The sequence below is a fragment of the Bosea sp. OAE506 genome (assembly GCF_040546595.1).
Taxonomy (GTDB): Bacteria; Pseudomonadota; Alphaproteobacteria; order Rhizobiales; family Beijerinckiaceae; genus Allobosea.
This window is the reverse complement of record NZ_JBEPOB010000001.1, coordinates 3,128,451-3,152,827: the sequence shown is the minus strand read 5'-3', so window position 1 is coordinate 3,152,827 and position 24,377 is coordinate 3,128,451. Positions and strand designations below refer to the sequence as shown.

Genomic DNA, 24,377 nt, shown 5'->3' with positions numbered 1-24,377 from the left:
AATCAGCCCGGCCGTTTTTTTGAAAGAGGATCGGGCCGGATGCGAGACGTTGCGCGGCAGGGAGGCCAAGCATGAAAAACGCCAGAGCGGGATCAGGGATCGCGATAGGCCTCGCCGCTCCCGGCCTGACGTCGCTGCAATCCCCGTGATGCGCGGCTCCTCTCGCCCCCGCGGCTGGTCGAGAACCGTCGTGTTTGCAGCTGCGCTCGCCTCAGGGCCCGCCTCGGCCTCCGGCGACATCGCGCTCGGGCATCATCTCTCCGCCGAATGCGCGGCCTGCCACCAGACCAGCGGCCGGCAGGTCGGCGGCATTCCGGCCATCGTAGGCCTGCCCGCCGGGCAGTTCGTTGCGCTGATGGAGGCCTATCGCGACAGGCGGCGCGAGAACCCGGTCATGCAGACGATCGCGGGCCGCCTCAACCGCGAGGAGATCGCCGCCCTCGCCGCCTATTACGAGAGCCTGGAACCGGCCCGATGAGACGTGCCTGCGCACCAACTTCCCGCGACGCGATTCCGGCCACGACATCGCTCCCCCGCTCCGAAGCCAGATTCGGGAGACAGACATGACGATCGACCGTCGCGCATTCGCTCTGGCGGGCCTCTCCGGTGCCGCCACGCTCGCGCTCGGCGCGCCGGCCATCCTCGGCCAGGCCAAGCCCCGTGTCGTCGTCATCGGCGGCGGCGCCGGCGGCGCGACGGCCGCGCGCTATCTCGCGAGGGACAGCCAGGGCGCGATCGCGGTCACGCTGGTCGAGGAAAACGAGACGTACCAGACCTGCTTCCACTCCAACCTCTATGTCGGCGGCTTCAAGCGCTATGACGAGATCGTCCATCGCTACGACACGCTGGCGCAGGCTCCCGGCATCGCGATCGCTCGCACCCGCGCCACCCGGATCGACCGGGACGCCAAGGAGGTCCTGCTCTCGACCGGCCAGCGCCTTCCCTATGACAGGCTCGTGGTCTCGCCCGGCATCGACCTGAAATACGATTCCGTCCCGGGCTGGTCGCAGGAGGCCGAGGAGGCGATGCCGCATGGCTGGAAGCCCGGCCGTCAGACGCAACTCGTGAAGGAGCGGCTGGACGCCGTGCCCGATGGCGGGCTGATCGTGATGATCGCACCGCCCAACCCCTATCGCTGCCCGCCCGGACCCTATGAGCGGGCCTCGATGTTCGCCCATGTGCTGAAGACGGCGGGCAAGACCGGGTCCCGGATCATCATCCTCGATCCGAAGGAGAGCTTCTCCAAGCAGGCCGCCTTCCAGGCCGATTGGGAGAAGCGCTATGGCGGAATGATCGAATGGCTCGGGCCGCGGGTCCATGACGGCATCAGATCCGTCGATCCGAAGACCGGCACCGTCGTCACCGGCTTCGAAACCTACAGGGACTGCGCCTTCGTCAACGTCATCCCCGCCCAGATGGCCGGCGAGATCGCCCGCAGCGCCGGCCTCGCCCCGGCCGGCGGCTATTGCACGATCGACCCCGCAACTATGAAATCGGTTGTGGACCCGGCCATCTTCGTGCTCGGGGACGCCTGCACCGCCGGCGACATGCCGAAATCCGCCTTCTCGGCGAACAGCCAGGCCAAGGTCGCGGCGATGGTCATCCGCGGCGAACTGACCGGCGCGCGGACCTTTCCGGCCCGCTACGTCAACACCTGCTGGTCGATGGTCGGCCCCGACGACACGATCAAGGTCGGCGGCCGTTACGAGCCCAGGGACGGCAGGATCACGGCGACCGAAACCTTCGTGTCGCAGCCGAACGAGAGCGAGGCGCTGCGCAGGGATAACCAGGCCGAGAACATCGGCTGGTACGCCGCCATCACGGCGGACATGTTCGGCTGAGGCTCAGGCCGCCTGCCGGTCCCAGGCGGGGAAGGGATCCTCGAGCCCGAGCAGTGCCTGCGTCATGCCGGTCGCCGGACTGCCGGTGAGGCAGGAATCGAGCAGGGCGCGAATGTCCGCCTCGTCCATCGCCTGCGTGCCGATGAAGACCAGCTCCTGGCGCCGGTCGCCCCAGGTTTGCGACCAGTGCTTGCGCATCAGCGAGGCGAACTCCTCCGAGCGCGGCCAGCGTTCCTTGGGCACGGCGGCCCACCAGCTGCCCATGCCCTCGGTGCGGGCGATGCGGCCTGCGAGCGAGTATTCGCCGACCCAGCGCGGCCGCGTCGCCAGCCAGAAATGCCCCTTGGCGCGGATCACGCCGGGCAGGCGTTGCTCCAGCAGATCGTAGAGCTTGCGCGGGTGGAAGGGCCGCCGCGCCCGGTAGACGAAGGAGCGGATGCCATATTCCTCGTTCTCAGGGACATGGTCCTTGAAGCCGAACAGCTCCTTGTGCCAGAGCGGATGCTCCTGCGAGCGCTCCTCGCTGTAGAGCTTGGTGTCGAGCACGGCCGCCAGCGGCACGCGGCCGAAATCGGCCTCAACGATGCGCGCGTCGCCATTCAATCCGCGGACGACCTGGCGAACCTGCTCGCGCTGCTGCGGCGTCGCCTCGCCGATCTTGTTGATCACCACGACGTCGGCAAACTCGATCTGCTCGACCAGGAGATCGACCAGCGTGCGGCCATCGCCCTCGCCGGCCGTCTCGCCACGATCGGCCAGGAAGTCGCGGCTGTCGTAATCGGCGAGCAGGTTGAGTGCGTCGACGACCGTGACCATCGTGTCGAGCCGCGCGACGTCGTCGAGCGACTGGTCGTTCTCGTCGCGGAAGGAGAACGTCGCGGCGATCGGCAGCGGCTCGGCGATGCCGGTGCCCTCGATCAGCAGGTAGTCGAAGCGTTTCTCGGCGGCGAGCCGCCGCACCTCGTTCAAGAGGTCGTCGCGCAGGGTGCAGCAGATGCAGCCATTACTCATCTCGACGAGCCTCTCCTGCGTCTGCGACAGGTCTGCCCCGCCCTCGCGCACGAGGTCGGCGTCGATATTGACCTCGCTCATATCGTTGACGATGACCGCGACGCGCTTGCCCTCGCGGTTGTTGAGGATGTGGTTGAGCAGCGTCGTCTTGCCGGCGCCGAGGAAGCCGGACAGCACAGTCACGGGCAGGCGGCGGTCGATCAGGGTATCGGGTTGCATGCGGGTCCATCCGATGAAAGCTTCGAATGAATGTTACAGTATAACATAACATCGAAGTCAATCGGACGGTTTGCCGACGCGCACGGCTGTCGATCGGACGCGGGCGCAACGGCCCGAATCCCCTCGCTGGGGTCCGCAGACGAGCGACCGCGGCCCCAAGTGCTTCGGCGAAAGCCTCAGCTCTTGGGGCCCCGCCGAACGCCTGCTCAGGCCGCGTCCGGCATGTGCTGCAGCAGCTTGTCGAGCGTGATGGGATAGTCGCGCACGCGCACGCCGGTCGCGTTGTGGATCGCGTTGGCCACGGCCGCGCCGACACCGCAGATGCCGAGCTCGCCCACGCCCTTGGCCTTCATCGGCGAGGACATCGGATCGACCTCGTCGAGGAAGACGACGTCCTGATGCGGGATGTCGGCATGGACGGGCACCTCGTAGCCGGCGAGGTCGTGATTGACGAAGAAGCCGCGGCGCTTGTCGACCGCAAGCTCCTCCATCAGCGCGGCTCCTGCGCCCATCGTCATAGCGCCGATGACCTGGCTGCGGGCCGTCTTGGGATTGAGGATCCGACCCGCCGCACAGACCGCCAGCATCCGCCTGATGCGGGTCTCCGCGGTGTAGGCGTCGACGCCCACCTCGACGAAATGCGCCCCGAAGGTCGATTGCTGATGCGTCTCGTCGAGATCGCCGAACTCGATCGTATCCTCGCCGCTGAGCGGGCCGGACTCGGCCGCGCTCGCCAGCGACAGGCTGCGATTGCCGACCTTCACCATCCCGTCGGCAAAAACCGCCTCGGCCGAGTTGATCCCGAGCTTCTGCGCCACAGCCTCGCGCAGCTTGACGCAGGCCGCATAGACGCCTGCCGTTGAGCTGTTGCCGCCCCACTGGCCACCGGACCCGGCGGAGACGGGAAAGGTCGAGTCGCCGAGCTTGACCACGACCCGGTCGAGACCGACGCCGAGCATCTCGGCCGCGGTCTGGCCGATGATGGTGTAGCTGCCGGTGCCGATATCGGTCATGTCAGTCTCGACAGTCACGATGCCCTGCGCGTCGAGGCGGACGCGCGCGCCGGATTTCATGACGATGTTGTTGCGGAACGCGGCAGCGACGCCCACGCCGATGAGCCAGTTGCCCTCGCGCCTCTGCCCCGGCTGCGCCGAGCGCCGCGACCAGCCGAAGCGCTCGGCCCCGACCCGGAAGCATTCGTCGAGGCGGCGCATCGAGAAGGGCCGCTCGGGCTTCTCGGGATCGACCTGGGTGTCGTTGAGCACCCGGAAGGCGATCGGATCGAGGCCGAGCTTTTCGGCCATCTCGTCCATTGCCATTTCCAGCGCCATCAGCCCCGGGGCCTCGCCGGGAGCGCGCATAGCGTTGCCCTCCGGCAAATCGAGCTCTGCGAGGCGCATCGCGGTCATGCGGTTGGCCCCCGCATAGAGCAGGCGGGTCTGCTGCACCGCGACCTCGGGCCCGCCACCCGGCTGATCGCCGGACCAGCTCTCATGGCCGATCGCGGTGATCTTGCCGTCCCGCGTCGCGCCGATGCGGATGCGCTGGATCGTCGCCGGGCGGTGCGTCGTGTTGTTGATCATCAGCGGGCGCGACAGCGCGACCTTGACCGGCCGCTTCGCCAGGCGCGCGCCGAGCGCCGCCAGCAGCACGTCGGACCGCAGGAAGAGCTTGCCGCCGAACCCGCCGCCGATGAAGGGCGAGACGATGCGGATATGGTCCTCGGGGATGCCGAGGGTGGTCGCCATGTCGGTCACACCCCAGGCGACCATCTGGTTGGAGGTCCAGAGCGTCAGCCGCTCGCCCTCCCAGGCCGCGAGCGTGGCATGCGGCTCCATCATCGCGTGGCTCTCATCGGGCGTCGTATAGGTCTCGTCGAGCTTGACCGGCGCCTGCGCGAACGCGCCCGAGAAATCGCCGACCTGCGTGTCGTCGAGGCTGGGATCATCGCCCTCGGGCTTGGCGGCCCCGTCCTTCGCCGCCTTGAGGTCGAAGGCGCCCTGGGCGGCCTTGTAGTCCACCTTGATCAGAGCACCAGCCGCGCGCGCCAGCTCGAAGCTCTCGGCAACGACGAGCGCCACGGCCTGGTGGTAATGGGCGACCTCGGGCCCGGCGAGCAGCGGCGCGGTGTTGCGCTTGCCCTTCTTCAGCGTGCCGGCCTCCTTGGCCGTCAGCACGGCGATCACGCCCGGCGCCCGGCGCGCGGCCTCCGTGTCGATGGCGGTGATCCGGCCCTTGGCGATGCCGGCGCCGACCACATGGCCATAGGCCTGGTTCGGCACGACATCATGCTGCTCATAGGCATAGCGCGCCGTCCCGGTGACCTTCCGGGTCCCGTCGATGCGGTCATGGGGATGCCCGACGACCTTCAGCCGGTCGATCGGGTTGTCGGTAGCGGGCTTGTCGAATTTCATGGCTTCAGCCCCTCGCCTGGGTCAGCACCGCGGCGAGCGTGCGCTCGACCAGCGGCAGCTTGAATGCATTCTCATGGGTCGGCTTCGCGTCGGCGAGCAGGGCCGCGGTGGCTGCCTTCGCGCCACGCGGCAGTTCGGTCTCCGCCGCCTCCACGCACCAGGGCTTGGGCGCAACGCCGCCGACCGCGACCCGTCCGGTGCCGTCGCGTTGCACGATGGCCGCGACCGAGATCAGCGCGAAGGCATAGGAGGCCCTGTCGCGCACCTTCCGGTAGATCTGCGCGCCGCCGACGGGCTTCGGCAGGGTGACGGCGGTGATCAGTTCGCCCGGCTCCAGCACCGTCTCGACATGCGGCGTGTTGCCCGGCAGGCGATGCAGATCGGCGACCGGAACAAAGCGCGTCGAGCGATCCGGCTTCACCGTCTCGACCTGCGCGTCGAGCACCCGCATGGCGACGGCCATGTCGGAGGGATGCGTCGCGATGCAGGCCTCGCTGGTCCCGACGATGCCGAGCTGGCGCGTGAACCCGCCAATCGCCGAGCAGCCGCTGCCGGGCTCGCGCTTGTTGCAGGGTTGGGCCGTATCGTAGAAATAGGGGCAGCGCGTCCGCTGCAGCAGATTGCCGGCCGTCGTCGCGCGGTTGCGCAATTGGCCCGAGGCACCGGCCAGCAACGCCCGCGACAGCACGCCGTAATCGCGCCTGACCCGCTCATCGGCCGCCAGCGCGGTGTTGCGCACCATCGCGCCGATCCGCAGCCCGCCCTCCGGTGTCGGCTCGATGGTGTCGAGGCCGAGCCCGTTGACGTCGATCAGATGGGCCGGCGTCTCGATCTGAAGCTTCATCAGATCGAGCAGATTGGTGCCGCCGGCGATGAAGCGCGCGTCGGGGTTCCGGGCGGCTGCGGTCGCAGCCTCGGCCGGCGACGTCGCCTTTTCGTAACTGAAGGCCCTCATGCCCGCCTCCCCGCCACTTCGGTCATGGCCTCGATGATGTTGGAATAGGCGCCGCAGCGGCAGATGTTGCCGCTCATGCGCTCGCGAATTTCGGCATCCGTCACCGCAGCGGCCGCATTCAGGTCGGCGGTGACATGGCTCGGCATCCCGGCCTTGATCTCGTCGAGCACGGCAACGCTGGAGCAGATCTGCCCGGGCGTGCAATAGCCGCACTGGAAGCCGTCATGCTTGATGAAGGCGGCCTGCATCGGATGCAGCGCGTCGGCACCGCCGAGCCCCTCGATCGTGGTGACCTCGGCCCCCTGGTTCATGATCGCCAGGGTCAGGCAGGAATTGATCCGCTGCCCGTCGACGATCACCGTGCAGGCACCGCACTGGCCATGGTCGCAGCCCTTCTTTGGTGCCGGTCAGCTTGAGCTGTTCCCGCAGCAGGTCGAGCAGCGTGGTGCGCGTGTCGATGGCGAGCGACCGGCTCTCGCCGTTCACGCGAAGGGACACGGACGCCGTCACCGGCTCTCCCCGGGGCGCAGGTTGGGCCCGCGCCGGTCCCGACACGGTCGGCATGGCAGCGCAGGCACCGGCCACCACCATAAGGTCGCGCCTGTTCAAACTCAGGTCTCCGGGCGTTGGCATATCAGTCTCCAATCTCGGCCGGGTTTCTCGGCAAGCAGCAGCAGTGCCCCGTCCGGGCCTGCCGCGTTGCGAGGGAGAACGGCCGAAGCGGCGGCTGGTTCATTCGGTTCCGGGGACAGCCCGCACACGAGTTCGTCAGACGGGGCTCGACAGCTTCCGGGATTGCGCCGCCGATCCGCGACGCACGGCTGACCCGATTGCCCTGTTCATCTCCGGCTGCGCCATCGCTGACTTCGCTGCCGCGCTCGCGGCGGGCGAGATCGGGCCGGCAAGCTCGACGCACGTCGGGGCGCTTCGCGGGCCGCCTGATGGCGTTCTGGGCTCGACCGCAGGCTCGGCTGGCTCGCCTGAGGGTGATCGACCGGGATGGCCTGCCGATGGCGCGTCCCGGAGAGAGATGTTCCCCAAAGCCAGCAAAGTTCGAAAAGCGGTTTCATTGACCCAAAGACGGGGATTCAGGAGAAGAAGGCAGCCATTCAGGGCCAAAAATCCGCCGTTTTTCCTGAGAACTGGGCTACGCAGACGCGCCCTTCCCATCCCGCAGTCCCAGCCACTCCAGGGCGCCGGTTTGGCCGGCGGATCAGTCGCATGGCCCAGCCGGCCCCCTCGTCTCACCCAGCCGCCGGCCCTGCGCCCGGGAACGAGGCGCAGCGCGTCCTGTCCCGTCTGGCGAGGGCCCGGGCGGAGATCGCCGGACGGCTCGTCTTCACGACCAGCTTCGGTCTCGAGGACCAGCTTCTGACGCATCTCATCGTCGAGGCAGGGCTGGCCCACGAGGTCGCCTTCGCCACGCTGGAGACGGGGCGCCTGTTTCCTGAGGTCCACGAACTCTGGGCCGAGACCGAGCGGCGTTACGGGATCGTCATCCAGGCCTTCCTGCCCGATGCGCAAGCGGTCGAGGAACTGGTCGCCGAACAGGGCATCAACGGATTCCGGGCTTCGCCCGAGGCCCGCAAGCGCTGCTGCCAGTTGCGCAAGCTCGTGCCGCTCGACCGGGCGCTGGCCGGCGCTTCCGGCTGGATCACCGGGCTGCGGGCCGACCAGTCGCAGGCACGCGCCGCGGTCGCGCTGTTCGAGCCCGATCCGCAACGCGGCCTGACCAAGATCAACCCGCTGCACGACTTTGGCCGCGAGGAGGTGCTGGCGGCGGCGCAGGCGCTCGGCGTGCCGCTGAACCCGCTGCATGCCCGCGGCTTCGTCTCGATCGGCTGCGCGCCCTGTACGCGGGCGATCGCGCCGGGCGAGCCGGAGCGGGCCGGCCGCTGGTGGTGGGAGCAGGATGCGGCGAAGGAGTGCGGGCTGCATGTCGGCGCCGACGGCCGGCTGGTGCGCGCCGCCACCGCGGAGGCTCGCTCGTGAACGCGCTCAGCCATCTCCAGAAGCTCGAGGCGGAGGCCATCTTCATCCTGCGCGAGGTCGTGGCGACCTGCGAGAACCCGGTGCTGCTCTATTCGATCGGCAAGGATTCCGCCGTCCTGCTGCATCTGGCGATGAAGGCCTTCCATCCCGGCAAGCCGCCCTTCCCGCTGCTCCATGTCGATACGACCTGGAAGTTCCGCGAGATGATCACCTTTCGCGACGAAACCGCGCGCAGGCTCGGGCTCGAACTGATCGTCCATGTCAACGAGGACGGGCTGAAGGCGGGCATCGACCCGATCAGCTCGGGCTCCCGCATCCACACCGACGTGATGAAGACGCAAGCGCTGAAGCAGGCCCTCGACAGGCACGGCTTCGATGCCGCCTTCGGTGGCGCTCGCCGCGACGAGGAGAAGACCCGCGCCAAGGAGAGGGTCTTCTCGCTGCGCAGTCCCGGCCACCGCTGGGACCCGAAGAACCAGCGCCCGGAGCCCTGGTCGCTGTTCAACACCGCCAAGAAGCCCGGCGAGAGCTTCCGCGTGTTTCCGCTGTCGAACTGGACCGAGAGCGACGTCTGGGACTACGTCGCACTGGAAGCCATCCCGGTCGTCCCGCTCTATTTCGCCGCCCCGCGCCCCGTTCTGCGCCGAGGCGACGCCTGGATCATGCGCGACGACGAGCGCCTCCCGCTGCTGCCCGGAGAAAGCGTCGAGACCCGCATGGCGCGCTTCCGCACCCTGGGCTGCTACCCGCTGACGGGCGCGATCGAGAGCGACGCCACCACCCTGACCGACATCATCGCCGAGATGCGGACGTCGCAGAGCTCCGAGCGCCAGGGCCGGATCATCGACCATGACGGCAGCGGCTCGATGGAGCAGAAGAAGCAGGAAGGGTACTTCTGATGAGCGCCCTCACGGCCCGGCGCGGCCTGTGCGAGACGCCGCCGGGCGACGGTCCGGCCAATGACGACAGCCTGCAGCCGCGTTCGCTCCTGCGCTTCATCACCTGCGGCTCGGTCGACGACGGAAAGTCGACCCTGATCGGGCGCATTCTGTTCGAGACCGGCGCCGTCTTCGAGGACCAACTCGGCGCGCTGCAGCGCGATTCCCGCAAGTTCGGCACGCAGGGCGCCTCGCTCGATCTCGCCCTGCTGGTCGACGGGCTCTCGGCCGAGCGCGAACAGGGCATCACGATCGACGTCGCCTATCGCTATTTCGCGACACCGCGCCGGTCCTTCATCGTTGCCGACACGCCGGGCCACGAGCAGTACACCCGCAACATGGCCACCGGTGCCTCCACGGCCGATCTCGCCATCATTCTCGTCGATGCCAGGCTCGGCCTGCTGCCGCAGACACGGCGCCATTCCTTCATCGTCTCGCTGGTCGGCGTCCGCCACGTCGTGGTGGCCGTGAACAAGATGGATCTGGTCGGCTATGACCGCACCGTCTTCGAGCGCATCGCCGCCGACTACCGAACGATGGCGGCCGGGCTCGGTTTTGCCGACATCACTGTCATCCCGCTGTCGGCCCGCGATGGGGACAATGTCGCCGCGCCCTCGCCAGCCCTCGGCTGGTATGACGGACCGCCGCTGCTCGCGCATCTCGAAAACGTAGCCGTCGAGGCGCCGGCCCGGGAGCATCGCGGTGCGGTTTTGCCCGTGCAATGGGTCAACCGCCCGGATTCCGAGTTCCGCGGCTATTCCGGCAACCTCGCCCATGGCGAACTGACGGCCGGCGATGACGTCACGATCCTCCCCTCCGGACGGCAAACCACCGTCGCGCGGATCCTGACGCCGGCCGGCGAGGCCCGCCATGCGCAGGCGGGGCAGGCGCTGACGGTGACACTCGCCGACGAGGTCGATGTCTCGCGCGGCGACCTGATCGTCCACAGCAACGATCCGCCCCCGCTTTCGCAAACCCTTGCGGCGCGGCTGCTCTGGACCGCCGAGACGCCAATGGCGCCCGGGCGGCGCTACCAGCTCAAGCTCGCCAGCACGCAATGCGGCGCCGTGATCGACCGACTGCACCACCGCATCGATGTCGCGAGCTATGCCGAGGTCCCGGCCGCCACCCTGGCGATGAACGACATCGGCACAGTGACGCTCGATCTCGACCAGCCGATCGGGACCCTGCCCTATGCGGAGAGCCTCGTGCTTGGCGGCTTTATCCTGATCGACCCCATCAGCCGCGAGACGGTGGCCTTCGGCTTCGTCGGCGAGAGTCGGGAGGTGCAAGCCGCCGGCAAGACCGCGAACACGCGCGGGGCGCGGGCAAAACTCCGAGCCCGCCTCGCCGCCTGGGCGGGCGAGCCGGGTACCCTTCGCCGCAGCGAGCGCGCCGGCCTGCTCGCGGGACATCTCGCCGGGACCGTCCTGCTCGCCGGCCTCGTCCTCGCCTGGACCAGAAGCATCGCGGCGGCCGCGCTGGTCGCGGGCGCCGACCTCGTTCTGCGGCCGCTTGCGGTCATCGCGGGCCGCAGCCTCGGCGGGCGGGTCTGGCGGCGCAGGCTGGCGAAGCGCAGCGGGCCCGAGGAGAATCTTCTCGGCGACGGGATCTGACCCCGGCGCCGCAGCAAGGTCCTTCTCCCAGAGCGACCAACTTTAAAACACAGTGCTGCCCGAAACTGTTGTTGCAAGACCGCTGTCAGCATACGCTTTGTTCTGTAAAAAGAACGCCCTCCGGGGCTGTCGAGCAATGACGGAGAGCATGATGACGAGTCCGACCTTCCGCCGTCTGCTTCATGCGGGACTGGCCCTGGGAGCCTTCTCGCTGTGCTTTGGGGTTGTCGCCGGAGCGCGCGCCCAGACCGAGCTTCTGAACGTCTCCTACGACCCGACCCGTGAACTCTATCGCGAAATCAACGCCGCCTTCATCGCGGAGTGGAACGCGAGGAATGCGAAGAAGATCAGCACGATCCGCCAGTCGCATGGCGGCTCGGGCGCGCAGGCCCGCACCGTAATCGACGGCCTCAACGCCGACGTGCTGACGCTGGCGCTGGCAGGCGACATCGACGCGGTGGCGCAGCGCTCGAAGAAACTGCCGGAGAACTGGCAGTCGCGGCTGCCGCAGAATTCCTCGCCCTACACCTCGACGATCGTGTTCCTCGTCCGCAAGGGCAATCCAAAGGGCGTCAGGGACTGGCCCGATCTGGTGAAGCCGGGCGTCCAGGTCATCACCCCTAACCCAAAGACATCCGGCGGGGCGCGCTGGAACTACCTCGCCGCCTGGGCCTATGCCGAGAAGGCCTTCAACAAGGACGAGGCGAAGGTCCGCGAGTATATCGGCAAGCTTCTCGCCAATGTCCCGGTGCTCGACACCGGCGCGCGCGGCGCCACCACGACCTTCACCCAGCGCGGCATCGGCGACGTCTTCCTCTCCTGGGAGAACGAGGCCTTTCTGGCGCTGAAGGAATTCGGCGCGGACAAGTTCGACATCGTCGTGCCCAGCCTGTCGATCCTGGCCGAGCCGCCCGTGGCGGTCGTGGACGCCAATGTCGACGCCAAGGGCACGCGGGCCGAGGCGCAGGCCTATCTCGACTTCCTCTACACGCCGAAGGCCCAGGCGATCATAGCCAAGAACTTCTACCGCCCGCGCAATCCCGAGGCCGCCGATCCGAAGGACATCGCGAACTTCCCGAAGGTCGACCTCGTCACCATCGACGCCGTCTTTGGCGGCTGGGCCAAGGCGCAGCCCACCCATTTCGGCGATGGCGGCACCTTCGACCAGCTCTACAAGCCGGCGCGCTGAGCGATGGCGCGGGGTGTTGCCGCATCGGGCTGGTATAAGCCGAGCGTCCTGCCGGGGCTTGGCATCTCGCTCGGCATCACCCTCGCCAGTCTGTCGCTGATCGTCCTGATCCCGCTCGCTGCCCTGTTCGTGAAGGCAGCGAGTGCGGGACCCGCCGAGATCTGGGCGATCGCAACCTCGCCGCGGACGCTGGCGGCACTGCGGCTCTCCTTCCTCGGCGCACTCTTCGCAGCCTCCATCAACGCCTTTTTCGGCCTGATCCTGGCCTGGGTGCTGGTGCGCTACGATTTTCCCGGCCGCCGGCTGATCGATGCGGCGGTCGATCTGCCCTTCGCCCTTCCGACCGCCGTGGCCGGCATCGCGCTCGCCGCGATCTACGCGCCCAATGGCTGGGTCGGCGCGCTGCTGGCGCCCTACGACATCAGGATCGCCTATACCCCACTCGGCGTGATGGTCGCCCTGATCTTCATCGGCCTACCCTTCGTGGTGCGCACGGTCCAGCCGGTGCTGGAGGAAAGCCAGGGCGACATCGAGGAGGCGGCGGCCCTGCTCGGCGCCAGCCGGTTGAGGACGATCCTGCGGGTGGTGCTGCCGCCGGTCCTGCCGGCCCTGCTGACGGGCTTCGTCCTCGCCTTCGCCCGGGCGGTTGGCGAATACGGCTCGGTGATCTTCATCGCCGGCAACGTCCCGATGGTCTCCGAGATCGCGCCGCTGCTGATCGTGATCAAGCTCGAGCAGTTCGACTATGCGGGTGCCGCCGTTATCGCGACACTGATGCTGCTTCTCTCCTTCGCGCTGATCCTGCTGGTCAATCTGGTGCAGGCGCGGACCCGGCGGATCCTCGGCGATGTTTGACGCGACCCTGCCACGGGCGGCCCTCGCCCCCTCATCCCCCACACCCGCTCCCGCGCAGAACCGGCAGCGCATCGGCGGCGAGAGCCCCTGGGTGCAGTCGCTGCTGATCGGCGTGTCGCTCGCCTTCCTGCTGCTCTTCCTGCTGCTGCCGCTGTTGACCGTCTTCGTCGAGGCCGGCGCGCGGGGCTGGGCGGCCTGGCGGGCGGCGATCTCCGAGCCCGACGCGGTCTCCGCGATCCGCCTCACGCTGCTTGTCGCCGCCATCGCCGTGCCGTTCAACATCGTCGTCGGCCTCGCCGCGGCCTGGGCGATCGCGAAGTTCGAGTTCCGCGGCAAGAGCCTGCTGATCAGCCTGATCGACCTGCCCTTCTCGGTCTCGCCGGTGATCTCGGGGCTGGTCTATGTGCTGCTCTTCGGCGCGCAGGGCTATCTCGGCCCGTTCCTGAAGGCGAACGGCATCGAGATCATCTTCGCCTTGCCGGGGCTCGTGCTGGCGACCGTTTTCGTCACCTTCCCCTTCGTGGCACGCGAACTTATCCCGCACATGCAGGCACTGGGCTCCTCCGACGAGGAGGCCGCGCTGACGCTTGGCGCCTCGCCCTGGCGCGTCTTCTTTTCGATCACACTGCCCAACGTGAAATGGAGCCTGCTTTACGGCGTGCTGCTCTGCAACGCGCGGGCGATGGGCGAATTCGGCGCGGTGGCGGTGGTCTCCGGCAAGATCCGCGGGCTGACCAACACCATGCCGCTGCATGTCGAGATTCTCTACAACGAGTATATGAGCGCCGCCGCCTTTTCGGTCGCCTCGCTGCTGGCGGGCCTGGCCCTGGTCACGCTCGTCCTCAAGACCATTCTGGAATGGCGCTTTGGCGATGCGATCGCCGCCGCGCGCCGGCACTGACCGCGAGCAACGCCCATGACCGTCGCCGTCACCATCGAAGCCATCGACAAGCGCTTTCTCGGGTTCCAGGCCCTGCGAAATGTCTCCCTCGACATCCAGCCGGGGGAGCTCGTCGCCCTGCTCGGCCCCTCCGGCTCCGGCAAGACCACGCTGCTGCGGCTGATCGCCGGGCTCGAACAGGCCGATGGCGGCCGCGTCCTCTTCGGCGAGACCGATACGCGTGACCTCTCGCTGCGGGACCGCCGGATTGGCTTCGTCTTCCAGCACTACGCACTGTTCAAGACCATGACGGTGGCCGAGAACATCGCCTTTGGCCTGCGCTCGCGGCCACGCGCCGAGCGCCCGAGCAATGCCGAGATCACCCGCCGCGTGAAGGATTTGCTCGACCTCGTGCAGCTGCCGGGGCTGGAGAGGCGCTATCCGAGCCAGCTCTCGGGCGGGCAGCGCCAGCGCGTGGCGCTCGCCCGGGCGCTCGCCATCGAGCCGCAGGTGCTTTTGCTGGACGAGCCCTTCGGCGCGCTCGATGCCCGCATCCGCAAGGATCTGCGCGCCTGGCTGCGCGAACTCCATGGCCGCACCGGCCACACCACCCTCTTTGTCACCCATGACCAGGAGGAGGCGCTGGAACTGGCCGATCGCGTCGCAATTCTGCACGAGGGGCGGCTCGAGCAGGTCGGTACGCCCGACGACGTCTACGACCACCCGGCCTCGCCCTTCGTCTGCGAGTTCCTCGGCGAGGCGAACCGCCTCGATGTCCGCATCGTCGGCAGCCAGGCCTTCCTCGACGACAGGCCGGTTCTGGGCGGGCTGTCGCAGAACCAGGGCGGGCCGGCCTCGCTTTATGTGCGCCCTCATCACCTCAAGATCGTCGACGAGGCGCCCCTTTCCATCCCCGGCGTCGTTGAGCAGGTGCGCCGCACCGGCGCGCTGCGGCGGGCCGAGATCGCCGTGGCCGGGCTGGCGAAGCGGCTCGATCTCGACCTCACCAGCCAGGTCGCGCCGGCGATCGGCGAGCGCGTGCGGGTCAAGATCACCCAGGCGAACGCCTTCGCGCGGGCCTGAAGCGCGGCACGACCGGCTGCAGCGCAGAGTTCATTTCACTCCATCTCGCGCGGAATATGAAATAACCGTCCCCTGCACGTGAATTGAAGCGTCAGGGGGCTTCGCCTAGACTCGCGTTCTGAATACAGAACGGATGGCAGCGACGTGAGCCCACCCATCGACATCGCGAACGAAGCTGGCGAACAGGGGCCGGAGGCCCGGTCATGAGCCTTGCCGCCAGGCGCCCGCCCCTCCCGGCCATCCTGCTCGCCAACGACCTGCTCGACGGGGACGTGGTCTTCGCCATGGCGGGCGATAACGACGGTCTGCACTGGACGCGCGACCCGGTACTCGCATTCGTCGCCGGCGACGATGCCGCTGCACTGCGGCTCGAGGCCTTCGCCGAGGCGGAGCTGGCGGGCCAGCGCGTCGTCGACGCCTATCTGGTCGATGTCGATGTGACGGTGGGCCGGCCCGTGCCGCGCCATTTTCGCGAGCGCTTCAAGACGCTCGGCCCCAGCAACCGCCCCGATCTCGGCAAGCAGGCCGGCGAAGGCATCGCCAGCCCGCGGAGCGCCTGAGCGATGTACCGTTACGACGAGTTCGATGCGCGCTTCGTGCGCGACCGCGTGGCCCAGTTCCGCGACCAGGTCTCGCGCCGGCTCGACGGTTCGCTGACCGAGGACGAGTTCAAGCCGCTGCGGCTGAAGAACGGCGTCTATCTCCAGCTCCACGCCTATATGCTGCGGATCGCCATTCCCTATGGCACGCTGTCCTCGCGCCAGATGCGCCAGCTGGCCTATATCGGCGAGCGCTATGACCGCGGCTATGGCCATTTCACCACGCGCCAGAACCTGCAGTTCAACTGGCCGAAGCTGCGCGACGTGCCGGCGATCCTGGATCTGCTGGCCGATGTCGAGATGCATTGCATCCAGACCTCAGGCAACTGCATCCGCAACGTCACGGCCGACCATTTTGCCGGCGTGGCCCAGGACGAGATCGAGGATCCGCGGCCCGTCTGCGAGCTGATCCGGCAATGGTCCACCGCCCATCCCGAGTTCAGCTACCTGCCGCGCAAGTTCAAGATCGCGGTCACCGGCGCGCAGGACGACCGCGCCGTGATCAAGGCGCACGACATCGGCATCCGCATCCTCAGGCATCCCGCGACGGGCGAGACCGGCTACGAGATCAGCGTCGGCGGCGGTCTCGGCCGCACGCCGATGATCGGCAAGGTGGTGCGCGACTTCCTGCCGAAGGCCGATCTGCTCGCCTATCTCGAGGCGGTGATGCGGGTCTACAATCTCGAAGGCCGGCGGGACAACAAGTACAAGGCTCGGGTCAAGATCCTCGTCCACGAGATCGGCACCGAGGAGTTTACGCGCCGCGTCGATGCCGAATTCGCCCGGCTGGACGGCCCCGCGATCAATGCCGATCCCGAGGAGGTGGCGCGGATCGCCGCCTATTTCGCGCCGCCGCCCTATGAGGCCCTCCCGGCCGAGAGCGCGGCCCTCGCCGCCGCAACGGCGCGCGACCCCAACTTTGCGCGCTGGGTCGAGACCAACACGACGCCGCATCGGGCCCCGGGCTATGTCGCGGTCACCGTCTCGCTGAAGCCGATCGGGCTGGCGCCGGGCGATGCGACCTCGCAGCAGATGCGCCTCGTCGCCGATCTCGCCGAGCGCTATTCCTTCGACGAGCTGCGCGTCACCCATGCGCAGAACCTCGTCCTGCCGCATGTCCGCCAGGACGAGCTTTTCGCGATCTGGCAGGCGCTGGGCCCGGCCGGGCTCGCCACCGCCAATCTCGGCCTGATCACCGACATCATCGCCTGCCCGGGCCTCGATTACTGCGCGCTCGCGACGGCACGCTCGATCCCGATCGCCCAGGCGATCCAGCAGCGCTTCGCCGATCAGCAGCGCCAGGCCGCCATCGGCGAGCTCAACATCAAGATCTCGGGCTGCATCAACGCCTGCGGCCATCACCATGTCGGCCATATCGGCATTCTCGGCCTCGAGAAGCGCGGCATCGAATCCTACCAGATCACGCTGGGCGGAGACGCCACCGAGAACGCCGCGATCGGCGAGATCCTCGGCCCCGGCCTGGCCGCCGAGGCCGTGCCCGACGCCATCGAGGCCATCGTCGGCGTCTATGAGCGCGAGCGCCGGGATGGCGAGCGCTTCATCGAGACCGTTCGCCGCATTGGCCTAGCGCCGTTCAAATCCGCCTTCCGGGAGCTGTTCGATGCTGCTGCTTGATCGCGACGGGGCGCGCAGCGACGAATGGACCCGCAGCGCGGATGCCGCAGCAGCTCAAGGCGGGCGAACCCTGGTCGACTTCGCTGCGCTGCCGGAGGCGCTCGCCACGACGCCGGCTGGGCAACCGCTCGGCGTCTTCATCCCCAATACGGTAACGGCGTCCGAGCTGGCGCCGCATCTGGACCGGCTCGCCCTGATCGTCATTGCCTTTCCGAGCTTTTCCGACGGGCGCGGCTACAGCATCGCCAGAGCGCTGCGTCGCGAGGGATTTTCCAGAACGCTCCGCGCCTCCGGCCCGCTCATTCCCGACCAGTTCGCCTATGCGCTCGCCTGCGGCTTCGACGAGATCGAACTGCCCGACACCAGCGCGTCGCGCCAGAGCGTGGCTCAGTGGCTCGGCGCCAAGACGCATCTGCCCTCCACCTATCAGCGCGGCTACCGGCGCGACGGCAACATCCTCGAAGCCCGTCGCCAGGCGAGAGCCGCAGCCGCTCCGGCAGGCAACCGGCCCGCATGAGTACAGGCATGAGCGCCCGAGGATGAACGGCGATGATGGGGAGGCCGGATTGATCGAACGCGCTGCCCGCTGGAGCGAGGACACCTCCCCGCGCGAGATCGCCGACGCGCTGCCGCCGGGCCGGCACGAACGCCGGATCGATGCCGGCTTTGCCGTCCTCGTTGCGCTGCTGCTGCTGGGTTGGCTGATCCTCCCGCCCGCCTGATCGTCGCTTGCTGCGGTCTTGGAGACGGACCGCTACGCCAAAAACTCGCAGGCCGGTTGGTCACAGGCCCAGCGCAGGCGGGGCAGCCCGCGATCGCGGGCCCGCCCTTCCTCAGCGCGCCGGGTTCGAACCCAGGATGGCGCCGGCGAGGCTGTCGCCGCTGTCGAACGCCGCTTCCACACGCGGCCCAATGCACCAGTCGCCGCAGGCGCCGAGACGGGCGGCCGGGTCCCAGAAGAACGGCGCTCCCGCCGGCTGCTCGACCAGCGCATAGCGCCAGCGATGCGCCGCCGCAAAACCCGGCTCGGCCGTTTCACCGGTGAGTTCGCGGAAGCGGGCCAGCAGTGCCGCGGCGGCCTGCTCCGGCGTCTCCTCCAGATGCTCGCGCGACCAGGCCGGCGTGGCATGAACGACGATGGCGTCGCCGCTCGCGTCGCGGCCGGGCTTGGAGCTGTCGCGGGCGATCCAGGCGATCGCCGCATCCCCCGGACGAAGCCGGTCCTGCGAAAGCGTGGTGCGCGCCGGAAAGCCGAGCATCAGCGCCCAGCAGGGTGCGTAGGTCGCACGCGCCGCACCGTCCCAGCTGCAGCCCGCCGACGCCAGCAGCGGCGCGGCTTGCGGTGCCGGCACCGCAACGATGACGCCGGCGAACGTGCCGTTGCCCTCGGTCGCAGCCGGCCCGTCGGCCGTCGAGACGCTCCAGCCATGGGCTCCGCCTGTCAGCGACGAGACGGTGCACTCGCCCACGACCGTCGCTTGCGGGGCCAATACGCGGGCCGGCGCGCTCATGCCGGGCATGCCGACATGGTCCTCGCCCCAGCGCCCGACGAGCCCCTCGGCCGACAGGGTCTCGACGAGCGACAGAAACCGCTCGCCGCGGGCGGTGAAATATTGCGCCCCGTGATCGAACCGGAAGCCTCCGGCCCTCCGGGTCGCCATGCGCCCGCCCAGGCCGCGGCTCTTTTCGAACACCGTCACCGCCAGGCCGGCGGCATTCAGCCGGCGCGCGGCGGCGAGCCCCGCCATTCCGGCGCCGATGACGGCCCAATGTTCGCCCATAGATCACTACTCCAGCTTGGCTCGCTTACGTCGGCGTGGGCAGGCTGGATCAGGCAGCCGGTCGGAGGTACGCGCCGAGGGAACCTCACGCGGCGCTTCGCGTATCCCTTTCAGGTGACCCCACTCCCTGGCCGGGGTCGCACGGTCCGGGGAGGTGGTACGGGTGTCGGTCGGAAGTGTCGTTCCCTATTGCGGGCTGCCGCCCGCTCCCGCCGATCTCGCCGCCACCTGGAATGTCGATCCTCCCCTTCTGATGGTGCTGACGCTGGCCGCCGCGGCTGCACTGAGGCTGCCGGGCCCGCGTCGCCGGGCCGGGCTCGCGGCGGTCGCCGTGCTGGCGGTCGTCTTCGTCTCGCCGCTTTGCGCCCTCGCCTCCGCCCTCTTCGCTGCCCGCGGCCTGCATCATCTCGTGCTGGCCGCGCTGGCCGCGCCGCTCCTGGCCGTCGCGCTCCCGGCGGCTCGGCCGTCCGGCGTCGCGGCACCGCTCGGCCTGTCTAGCCTTGTGCTGTGGCTGTGGCACTGGCCCGCCCTCTATGAGGCGGTCTATCGCGACGCGGGCCTCTACTGGCTGATGCAGGCGCTGCTGCTGGCGAGCTTCGTCTGGTTCTGGCGCAGCGTGACGTCGGCGCGGACTGCACCGGTAACGGCATTGCTGGCGATCGCGGCGGGCGCTGGGCAAATGGGGCTGCTGGGTGCGCTGCTCACGCTCGCGCCGATACCGCTCTACCCGGTCCACGCCGCGGGCGCGCTGCTCTGGGGCCTCAATCCGCTGCAGGACCAGCAACTCGCCGGCCTGCTGATGTGGGTGCCCGCCTTCTTCGTCTATGGCGGCTATGCCCTGTGGGCGACGCGCCGGCTCGACCGGGCAGCCTTCGAATGATCGCCTGGCTCAAATTCCTGCATATCGCCGCGCTGTTGTTCTGGTGTGGCGGCCTGCTGCTGCTGCCGCTGCTGCTGGCGCGCGCAGACAATCCCGTTCGGGCCGGCGAAGCGGCGCGAATGCGGATCTTTGCGCATTTCGCCTACAACTTCTGCGTCAGCCCCGCGGCGGTCGTCGCGACGATCGCCGGCGGCAGCCTGCTCTTCGCCCGCTGGGTGTTCGAGCCCTGGATGTTCGTCAAGCTGGTACAGATCGGCGCGCTCGTCGTCCTGCACACCTATCTCGGCCATTGCGTCGCCCGGCTGGGCGAGGCGGGCTATGTGCGCCCTGCCGTGCCGCCAGCCCTGATGCTGGGCGCTGGCCTCGCGATCATGGGCGCGATTCTCGTGACCGTGCTGGCCAAGCCGCATCTCGACGCCGCCATGATGCCGGACTGGCTCCGGCAGCCCCTCAACCGTCAGCTTTTGCTGCCGCCGGCGCCGAGCCGGTAGTCGAAGACGAGCTTCCCGCCATGCCAGCCCGTCAGCCCGGTGAAACCGGCACACAGAACCGAGAGCAGGACGCCGAATGGCAGCACTGCCTCCTCGTAGCCGCCCAGCCGGTAGCCGAAATTGGCGCCGAGCATGCTGAGCAGCGCGACAGCGATCACGAAATGCGTCCAGCTCGGCGGGCGGGTGCGGATGCCCGGGACCAGCAGCAGCTCGACGGTGCCCGACAGGCCCGCGAGCAGGCCGATCAGGAAGGCGGCGCCGATCGCCCAGAGCGCGACGCGCGTCCAGAAGACGTCCCCGGTCCACCAGTAGAACAGGTCGGCGCCGAGCGTGCACATCGTCAGCGAGATCGGGAAGGCGACCAGCATCGCGTGGATCGGGTGGCCTGCGACGGCGACGCGGGTGTCGGTGTCGCTCAGAACCTTTTCCGCATGGAGCGGATCCAGCGCCTGGTCGGTATCGGGGCGCGGCGGGCTCATCGCGTCACTCCCATCGCGGCAGCCGGTATCGCGGCGGGGGGCTGCACCGGCCCGCTCTCCGTGCTCGATCCCGCCGGCCCGGCGGCGGAGAGCATCCTGACCCTGATGGCCGTTCTGCTCGCGCTCTCGATCCTGTCCTTCGTCGTCATCTTCGGGCTGTTCCTCCTGGCTTGGCGCCGCCGCCGTGTTCGCGCGCCATCGCTGCGCCTGTTCCTCGTCGGCGGCGGACTGGTATTTCCGCTGGTCCTGCTGAGCGTCGCCACGGTCTATGCGGTGGTCCTCGGTGAGCGCATCACCGGCGCCCGCGAGGTGCCGGCCCTGCGCGTCGAGGCGCAGGCCCGGCAGTGGCGCTGGGAGTTTACCCGCCAGGGCGCGGGAGGTTCCGTCACGCGCGCCGACGTGCTCGATATCCCGGCTGGGCGCAGCGTCGAGGTCTTCGTCACCAGCGCGGATGTGATCCACAGCTTCTGGGTGCCGCGGCTCGGCGGCAAGATCGACGCCATCCCCGGCAGCCGCAACCGCATCCTGCTGCATGCGGATGTGCCGGGGCGCTATGGCGGCGTCTGTGCCGAGTTCTGCGGCACCGGCCACAGCGTCATGGGCTTCAGCGTCGTCGCCCATGACGAAGCGGCCTGGGCGAGGCTCGACGGCGGAGCCAGCCCATGAGCGCGCTCAAGCTCCACGGCGAACTCGATGCGATCTGGCGGCGGCAGAGCGGCTGGAAGGGCATGCTCACCAACGTCAATCACAGCGATCTCGGCATCCGCTTCATGGTCGCGGCAGGGATCTATTTCGCCATCGGCGGCATCCTCGGCATGCTGATCCGGGCGCAGCTCGCGACGCCACGCTCGGCCTTCGTCGGGCCGGAGATCTACAACCAGATCTTCACGATGCATGGCAGCCTGATGATGTTCATGTTCGCGATCCCCTTCTTCGAGGGGCTGGCGATGTACATGCTGCCGAAGCTGCTCGGCTCGCGCGACCTGGCCTTCCCGCGCCTCTCGGCCTTCGGCTGGTGGTGCTATCTCTTCGGCGGCTTCATCCTGCTGACCGCGATGGCACTCGGGCTGGCGCCCGACGGCGGCTGGTTCATGTACACGCCGCTGGCGTCGCGGACCTATACGCCCGGCATCAACGCCGATGTCTGGCTGCTGGGCATCACCTTCGTCGAGATCTCGGCGGTCTGCGCCTCGATCGAGATCACGGTCACCGTGCTGAAGCTGCGCGCGCCTGGCATGTCGCTGGGCAGGATGCCCATCTTCGCCTGGTACATTCTGGTCACTGCGCTGATGATGGTGGTGGGCTTCCCGCCCCTGATCCTCGCCTCGACCCTGCTCGAGATCGAACGCGCCTTCGGCTGGCCCTTCTTCGATCCGGCACGGGGCGGCCATCCCCTGCTCTGGCAGCACCTGTTCTGGCTCTTCGGCCATCCGGAAGTCTACATCATCTTCCTGCCCGCGGCCGGGGTGATCTCGACCGTCCTGCCCGTCATGGTCCGCCATCCGCTGGTCGGCTATGGCTGGGTCGTGGGCTCAATCCTGGTGCTCGGCTTCTTCAGCTTCGGGCTCTGGGTCCACCACATGTTCGCGACCGGCATCCCGCATCTGGCGCTGGCGCTGTTCTCGGCGGCCTCGGCGCTGGTGGCGGTGCCCACCGTGGTCCAGCTCTTCGCCTGGTTGGCGACGATGTGGGCCGGGCGGCCGCAGATGCGCCTGCCGATGCTCTACATCGCCGGATTCTTCTTCAATTTCCTGATCGGCGGGCTGACCGGGGTGATGCTGGCCATGGTGCCGCTAAACTGGCAGGTCCACGACACCGCCTTCGTCACGGCCCATCTGCACTACGTCCTGATCGGCGGCTTCGTCTTCCCGATGCTGGCGGGGCTGCATTACTGGCTGCCGCGGCTGATCGCGCGCCGAAGCCACCCGCTGCTCGGACAGCTCGCCTTCTGGCTGATCTTCGCCGGCTTCAACCTGACCTTCCTGGTGATGCATCTGACGGGTCTGCTGGGCATGCCGCGGCGCGTTTCCAGCTACGAACCCGGGCTCGGCTGGGACTGGCCGAACCTGGTCTCGTCGGTCGGCTCCTTCGTCATGGCCTTCGGTGTCGCGGTCGCGATCATCGATTTCGGCCTCGCCGCCGCGTTCGGCTGGCGCTCGGGGCGCAATCCCTGGCGGGCGGGCACGCTCGAATGGGCGCTGCCGATCCCGGCGCCGAGCTACAACCTCGCCAGCCTCCCGCAGGTCGAGAGCCGCGAGCCGCTCGACCGCCGCCATGCGCTGGCACGCAGCCTCGCCCAGGGCGAAGGCTATCTCGGGCGAGACCGCGATGGCCTGCGCGAGACGACCGGCGTCGACATCGTCTCGGGCGCGATCAGCGAGATCGTCATCGTGCCCGGCAATTCCTGGCTGCCGATCGTGACGGCCGCCGTCACGGGGGGCTTCTTCCTCTCGCTGCTGTTCGGCTTCTACCTGGCAGCGCCGGTGGCGCTGGCGGGCCTCGTTCTCCTCGGATGGCGCTGGGCGGCGGGATTGGGGGCACGGTCCGATCTCGGTCCCATTCCGCTCGGCCGTGGCGAGCACGCTGTGCCCCATCATGAATCGCCGGAGGCGCCGGGCTGGTGGGGCAGCGTCTTCGCGCTGGTGACGGACGCCACCTTCTTCGCCTCGCTGCTCTTCGGCTACGCCTTCCTCGCCACCGTCGGGCCGGGATGGCCGCCGCCGGTCCTGGCGCAGCCCTCGCTTCTCGCCGCGAGCCTGGCTGTGGCGGGTGCGCTGGCCGCGCTGATGGCCGAGCACGCCGCCCTCGCTGCGGCGAGGACAGGACAACCGGACCGGGCACGATCCGCCTATGCCGCCGCTGGCGCCGCATTGTCGGTTGGCCTGACAGCGCTCGCCGCCTTCGGCTGGCTGGGCCTGCCCAGCCCGCAGGCGCACGCCTATGGCGCGGTCGTCTGGGTGCTTCTGATCTATGGCGCCGTGCATGGTCTGATCGCACTCGCCATGCTGCTCTTCGTCCGCCGGCGGCTGGCGCAGGGCTATGTCTCGCCGGCCCGCCTGCTCGAACCGCGGGTGGTGCGGCTCTGGCTCCGCTACGGCGTGCTCGCGATGATCGTCTCGCTCGCGGCCATAGCCCTGCCAGCGGGGGCGTCATGGCGGTGGTGATGCGCATCCTCTCGGGCTTGCTGATCTGGGCCGTGGGCTTCAACGCGATCTACGCCGCCCATGGCCTCGGCTGCGGTCTGGGCTGGGGCGAGCCTCTCCTGATCGGTCCCTTCACGCGGCTGAACGCGGTGCTGGTGCCGCTCTGGGTCGCTTTCCTCGCGCTGGGCTTGCTGCCCCTCCACCAGGCGCTGCGCGCCCGAGGCACGGCCGCCGAACCGGCGCTACGGCGCGCCTGGCTGGTCGGCGGCTGGGCCGGCCTCGGCGGGTTGGCGGTCACCGGCGCGCCAGTGCTCCTGCCGGCGCATTGCCTCTGACGCGGCCGCTCCCGGCGGGGCCGGCTTGCGACAGATGATCT

Annotated in this window: 23 protein-coding genes and 1 pseudogene; 18 read left to right on the top strand and 6 right to left on the bottom strand. The window is 68.8% G+C overall.

Features of this window, described 5'->3' with window-relative positions; translation table 11 throughout:
* Positions 1-190 precede the first annotated feature (190 nt).
* Positions 191-478: a c-type cytochrome gene (locus ABIE41_RS15405; RefSeq protein WP_192641222.1), complete on the top strand. Its 288-nt coding sequence runs from the start codon at positions 191-193 to the stop codon at positions 476-478.
* A gap of 85 nt (positions 479-563) precedes the next feature.
* Complete coding sequence (locus tag ABIE41_RS15400; RefSeq protein ID WP_192641221.1) at positions 564-1,841, top strand: FCSD flavin-binding domain-containing protein; 1,278 nt, start codon at positions 564-566, stop codon at positions 1,839-1,841.
* 3 nt (positions 1,842-1,844) lie between these two features.
* Here ABIE41_RS15400 and ABIE41_RS15395 read toward each other — a convergent pair whose 3' ends face one another.
* The 4 genes and pseudogenes from ABIE41_RS15395 to paoA all read right to left on the bottom strand — a co-directional run bounded on the left by ABIE41_RS15395 (position 1,845) and on the right by paoA (position 7,073).
* On the bottom strand, positions 1,845-3,071 hold the full coding sequence (locus ABIE41_RS15395) for a GTP-binding protein (RefSeq protein WP_192641220.1): 1,227 nt from the start codon (positions 3,069-3,071) through the stop codon (positions 1,845-1,847).
* A gap of 206 nt (positions 3,072-3,277) precedes the next feature.
* The gene (gene paoC, locus ABIE41_RS15390) at positions 3,278-5,485 is read right to left on the bottom strand and encodes an aldehyde oxidoreductase molybdenum-binding subunit PaoC (protein WP_192641219.1); all 2,208 of its coding nucleotides are present in this window, start codon (positions 5,483-5,485) and stop codon (positions 3,278-3,280) included.
* A 4-nt stretch (positions 5,486-5,489) separates the two neighbouring features.
* Entirely contained in the window at positions 5,490-6,440 is a 951-nt protein-coding gene (locus ABIE41_RS15385; protein ID WP_192641218.1) for an FAD binding domain-containing protein, read from the bottom strand.
* Positions 6,437-7,073: pseudogene (gene paoA / locus ABIE41_RS15380) on the bottom strand (aldehyde dehydrogenase iron-sulfur subunit PaoA). The gene ABIE41_RS15385 and the pseudogene paoA overlap by 4 nt, the downstream one beginning before the upstream one ends.
* 588 nt (positions 7,074-7,661) lie before the next feature.
* On the opposite strand from paoA, the gene ABIE41_RS15375 reads away from it, so the two are divergent.
* From ABIE41_RS15375 to ABIE41_RS15325, 11 genes are all read left to right on the top strand, one after another.
* Positions 7,662-8,432, top strand: coding sequence for a phosphoadenylyl-sulfate reductase (locus tag ABIE41_RS15375; protein WP_192641216.1), 771 nt, complete (start codon positions 7,662-7,664; stop codon positions 8,430-8,432).
* Positions 8,429-9,331 (top strand): sulfate adenylyltransferase subunit CysD, encoded by a 903-nt coding sequence (cysD, locus tag ABIE41_RS15370; RefSeq protein ID WP_192641215.1) that lies wholly within the window; start codon positions 8,429-8,431, stop codon positions 9,329-9,331. The genes ABIE41_RS15375 and cysD overlap by 4 nt, the downstream gene beginning before the upstream one ends.
* Positions 9,331-10,986, top strand: a complete 1,656-nt coding sequence (gene cysN, locus ABIE41_RS15365) for a sulfate adenylyltransferase subunit CysN (protein ID WP_192641214.1) — start codon at positions 9,331-9,333, stop codon at positions 10,984-10,986. Before cysD ends, cysN begins: the two co-directional genes overlap by 1 nt.
* A 151-nt stretch (positions 10,987-11,137) precedes the next feature.
* On the top strand, positions 11,138-12,175 hold the full coding sequence (locus ABIE41_RS15360) for a sulfate ABC transporter substrate-binding protein (protein WP_192641213.1): 1,038 nt from the start codon (positions 11,138-11,140) through the stop codon (positions 12,173-12,175).
* A 3-nt stretch (positions 12,176-12,178) separates the two neighbouring features.
* Complete coding sequence (cysT, locus tag ABIE41_RS15355; protein ID WP_192641212.1) at positions 12,179-13,030, top strand: sulfate ABC transporter permease subunit CysT; 852 nt, start codon at positions 12,179-12,181, stop codon at positions 13,028-13,030.
* The gene (cysW, locus tag ABIE41_RS15350; RefSeq protein WP_192641211.1) at positions 13,023-13,931 is read left to right on the top strand and encodes a sulfate ABC transporter permease subunit CysW; all 909 of its coding nucleotides are present in this window, start codon (positions 13,023-13,025) and stop codon (positions 13,929-13,931) included. Before cysT ends, cysW begins: the two co-directional genes overlap by 8 nt.
* Before the next feature lie 15 nt (positions 13,932-13,946).
* Entirely contained in the window at positions 13,947-14,993 is a 1,047-nt protein-coding gene (locus ABIE41_RS15345) for a sulfate/molybdate ABC transporter ATP-binding protein (RefSeq protein ID WP_192641210.1), read from the top strand.
* Between the two features lie 203 nt (positions 14,994-15,196).
* Positions 15,197-15,553, top strand: coding sequence for a DUF2849 domain-containing protein (locus tag ABIE41_RS15340; RefSeq protein WP_192641209.1), 357 nt, complete (start codon positions 15,197-15,199; stop codon positions 15,551-15,553).
* A 3-nt stretch (positions 15,554-15,556) separates the two neighbouring features.
* Complete coding sequence (locus ABIE41_RS15335; RefSeq protein WP_192641208.1) at positions 15,557-17,227, top strand: nitrite/sulfite reductase; 1,671 nt, start codon at positions 15,557-15,559, stop codon at positions 17,225-17,227.
* Positions 17,214-17,744 (top strand): DUF934 domain-containing protein, encoded by a 531-nt coding sequence (locus ABIE41_RS15330; protein WP_192641207.1) that lies wholly within the window; start codon positions 17,214-17,216, stop codon positions 17,742-17,744. Before ABIE41_RS15335 ends, ABIE41_RS15330 begins: the two co-directional genes overlap by 14 nt.
* Before the next feature lie 49 nt (positions 17,745-17,793).
* A complete protein-coding gene (locus ABIE41_RS15325; protein WP_192641206.1) occupies positions 17,794-17,949 on the top strand; it encodes a hypothetical protein in 156 nt (51 codons plus the stop codon).
* 111 nt (positions 17,950-18,060) lie between these two features.
* Here the strand turns inward: ABIE41_RS15325 and ABIE41_RS15320 are convergent, their stop codons facing one another.
* Positions 18,061-19,008 (bottom strand): NAD(P)/FAD-dependent oxidoreductase, encoded by a 948-nt coding sequence (locus tag ABIE41_RS15320; RefSeq protein WP_192641205.1) that lies wholly within the window; start codon positions 19,006-19,008, stop codon positions 18,061-18,063.
* Between the two features lie 163 nt (positions 19,009-19,171).
* Between ABIE41_RS15320 and ABIE41_RS15315 the strand changes: the two genes are divergently transcribed.
* Both ABIE41_RS15315 and ABIE41_RS15310 read left to right on the top strand, forming a co-directional pair.
* Positions 19,172-19,888, top strand: coding sequence for a cytochrome c oxidase assembly protein (locus ABIE41_RS15315; RefSeq protein ID WP_192641204.1), 717 nt, complete (start codon positions 19,172-19,174; stop codon positions 19,886-19,888).
* A complete protein-coding gene (locus tag ABIE41_RS15310; protein ID WP_192641203.1) occupies positions 19,885-20,379 on the top strand; it encodes a CopD family protein in 495 nt (164 codons plus the stop codon). Before ABIE41_RS15315 ends, ABIE41_RS15310 begins: the two co-directional genes overlap by 4 nt.
* Here the strand turns inward: ABIE41_RS15310 and ABIE41_RS15305 are convergent.
* A complete protein-coding gene (locus ABIE41_RS15305; RefSeq protein ID WP_192641202.1) occupies positions 20,346-20,858 on the bottom strand; it encodes a DUF2231 domain-containing protein in 513 nt (170 codons plus the stop codon). The two genes, ABIE41_RS15310 and ABIE41_RS15305, sit on opposite strands and share 34 nt — an antisense overlap.
* Here ABIE41_RS15305 and coxB point away from each other — a divergent pair.
* From coxB to ABIE41_RS15290, 3 genes are read left to right on the top strand one after another with little or no spacing between them, the layout of a single operon-like run.
* The gene (gene coxB, locus ABIE41_RS15300) at positions 20,811-21,524 is read left to right on the top strand and encodes a cytochrome c oxidase subunit II (RefSeq protein WP_192641201.1); all 714 of its coding nucleotides are present in this window, start codon (positions 20,811-20,813) and stop codon (positions 21,522-21,524) included. The genes ABIE41_RS15305 and coxB overlap by 48 nt on opposite strands.
* Entirely contained in the window at positions 21,521-24,022 is a 2,502-nt protein-coding gene (locus tag ABIE41_RS15295; RefSeq protein WP_192641200.1) for a cbb3-type cytochrome c oxidase subunit I, read from the top strand. The genes coxB and ABIE41_RS15295 overlap by 4 nt, the downstream gene beginning before the upstream one ends.
* Positions 24,010-24,336 (top strand): hypothetical protein, encoded by a 327-nt coding sequence (locus ABIE41_RS15290; protein WP_192641199.1) that lies wholly within the window; start codon positions 24,010-24,012, stop codon positions 24,334-24,336. The genes ABIE41_RS15295 and ABIE41_RS15290 overlap by 13 nt, the downstream gene beginning before the upstream one ends.
* Positions 24,337-24,377 lie beyond the last annotated feature (41 nt).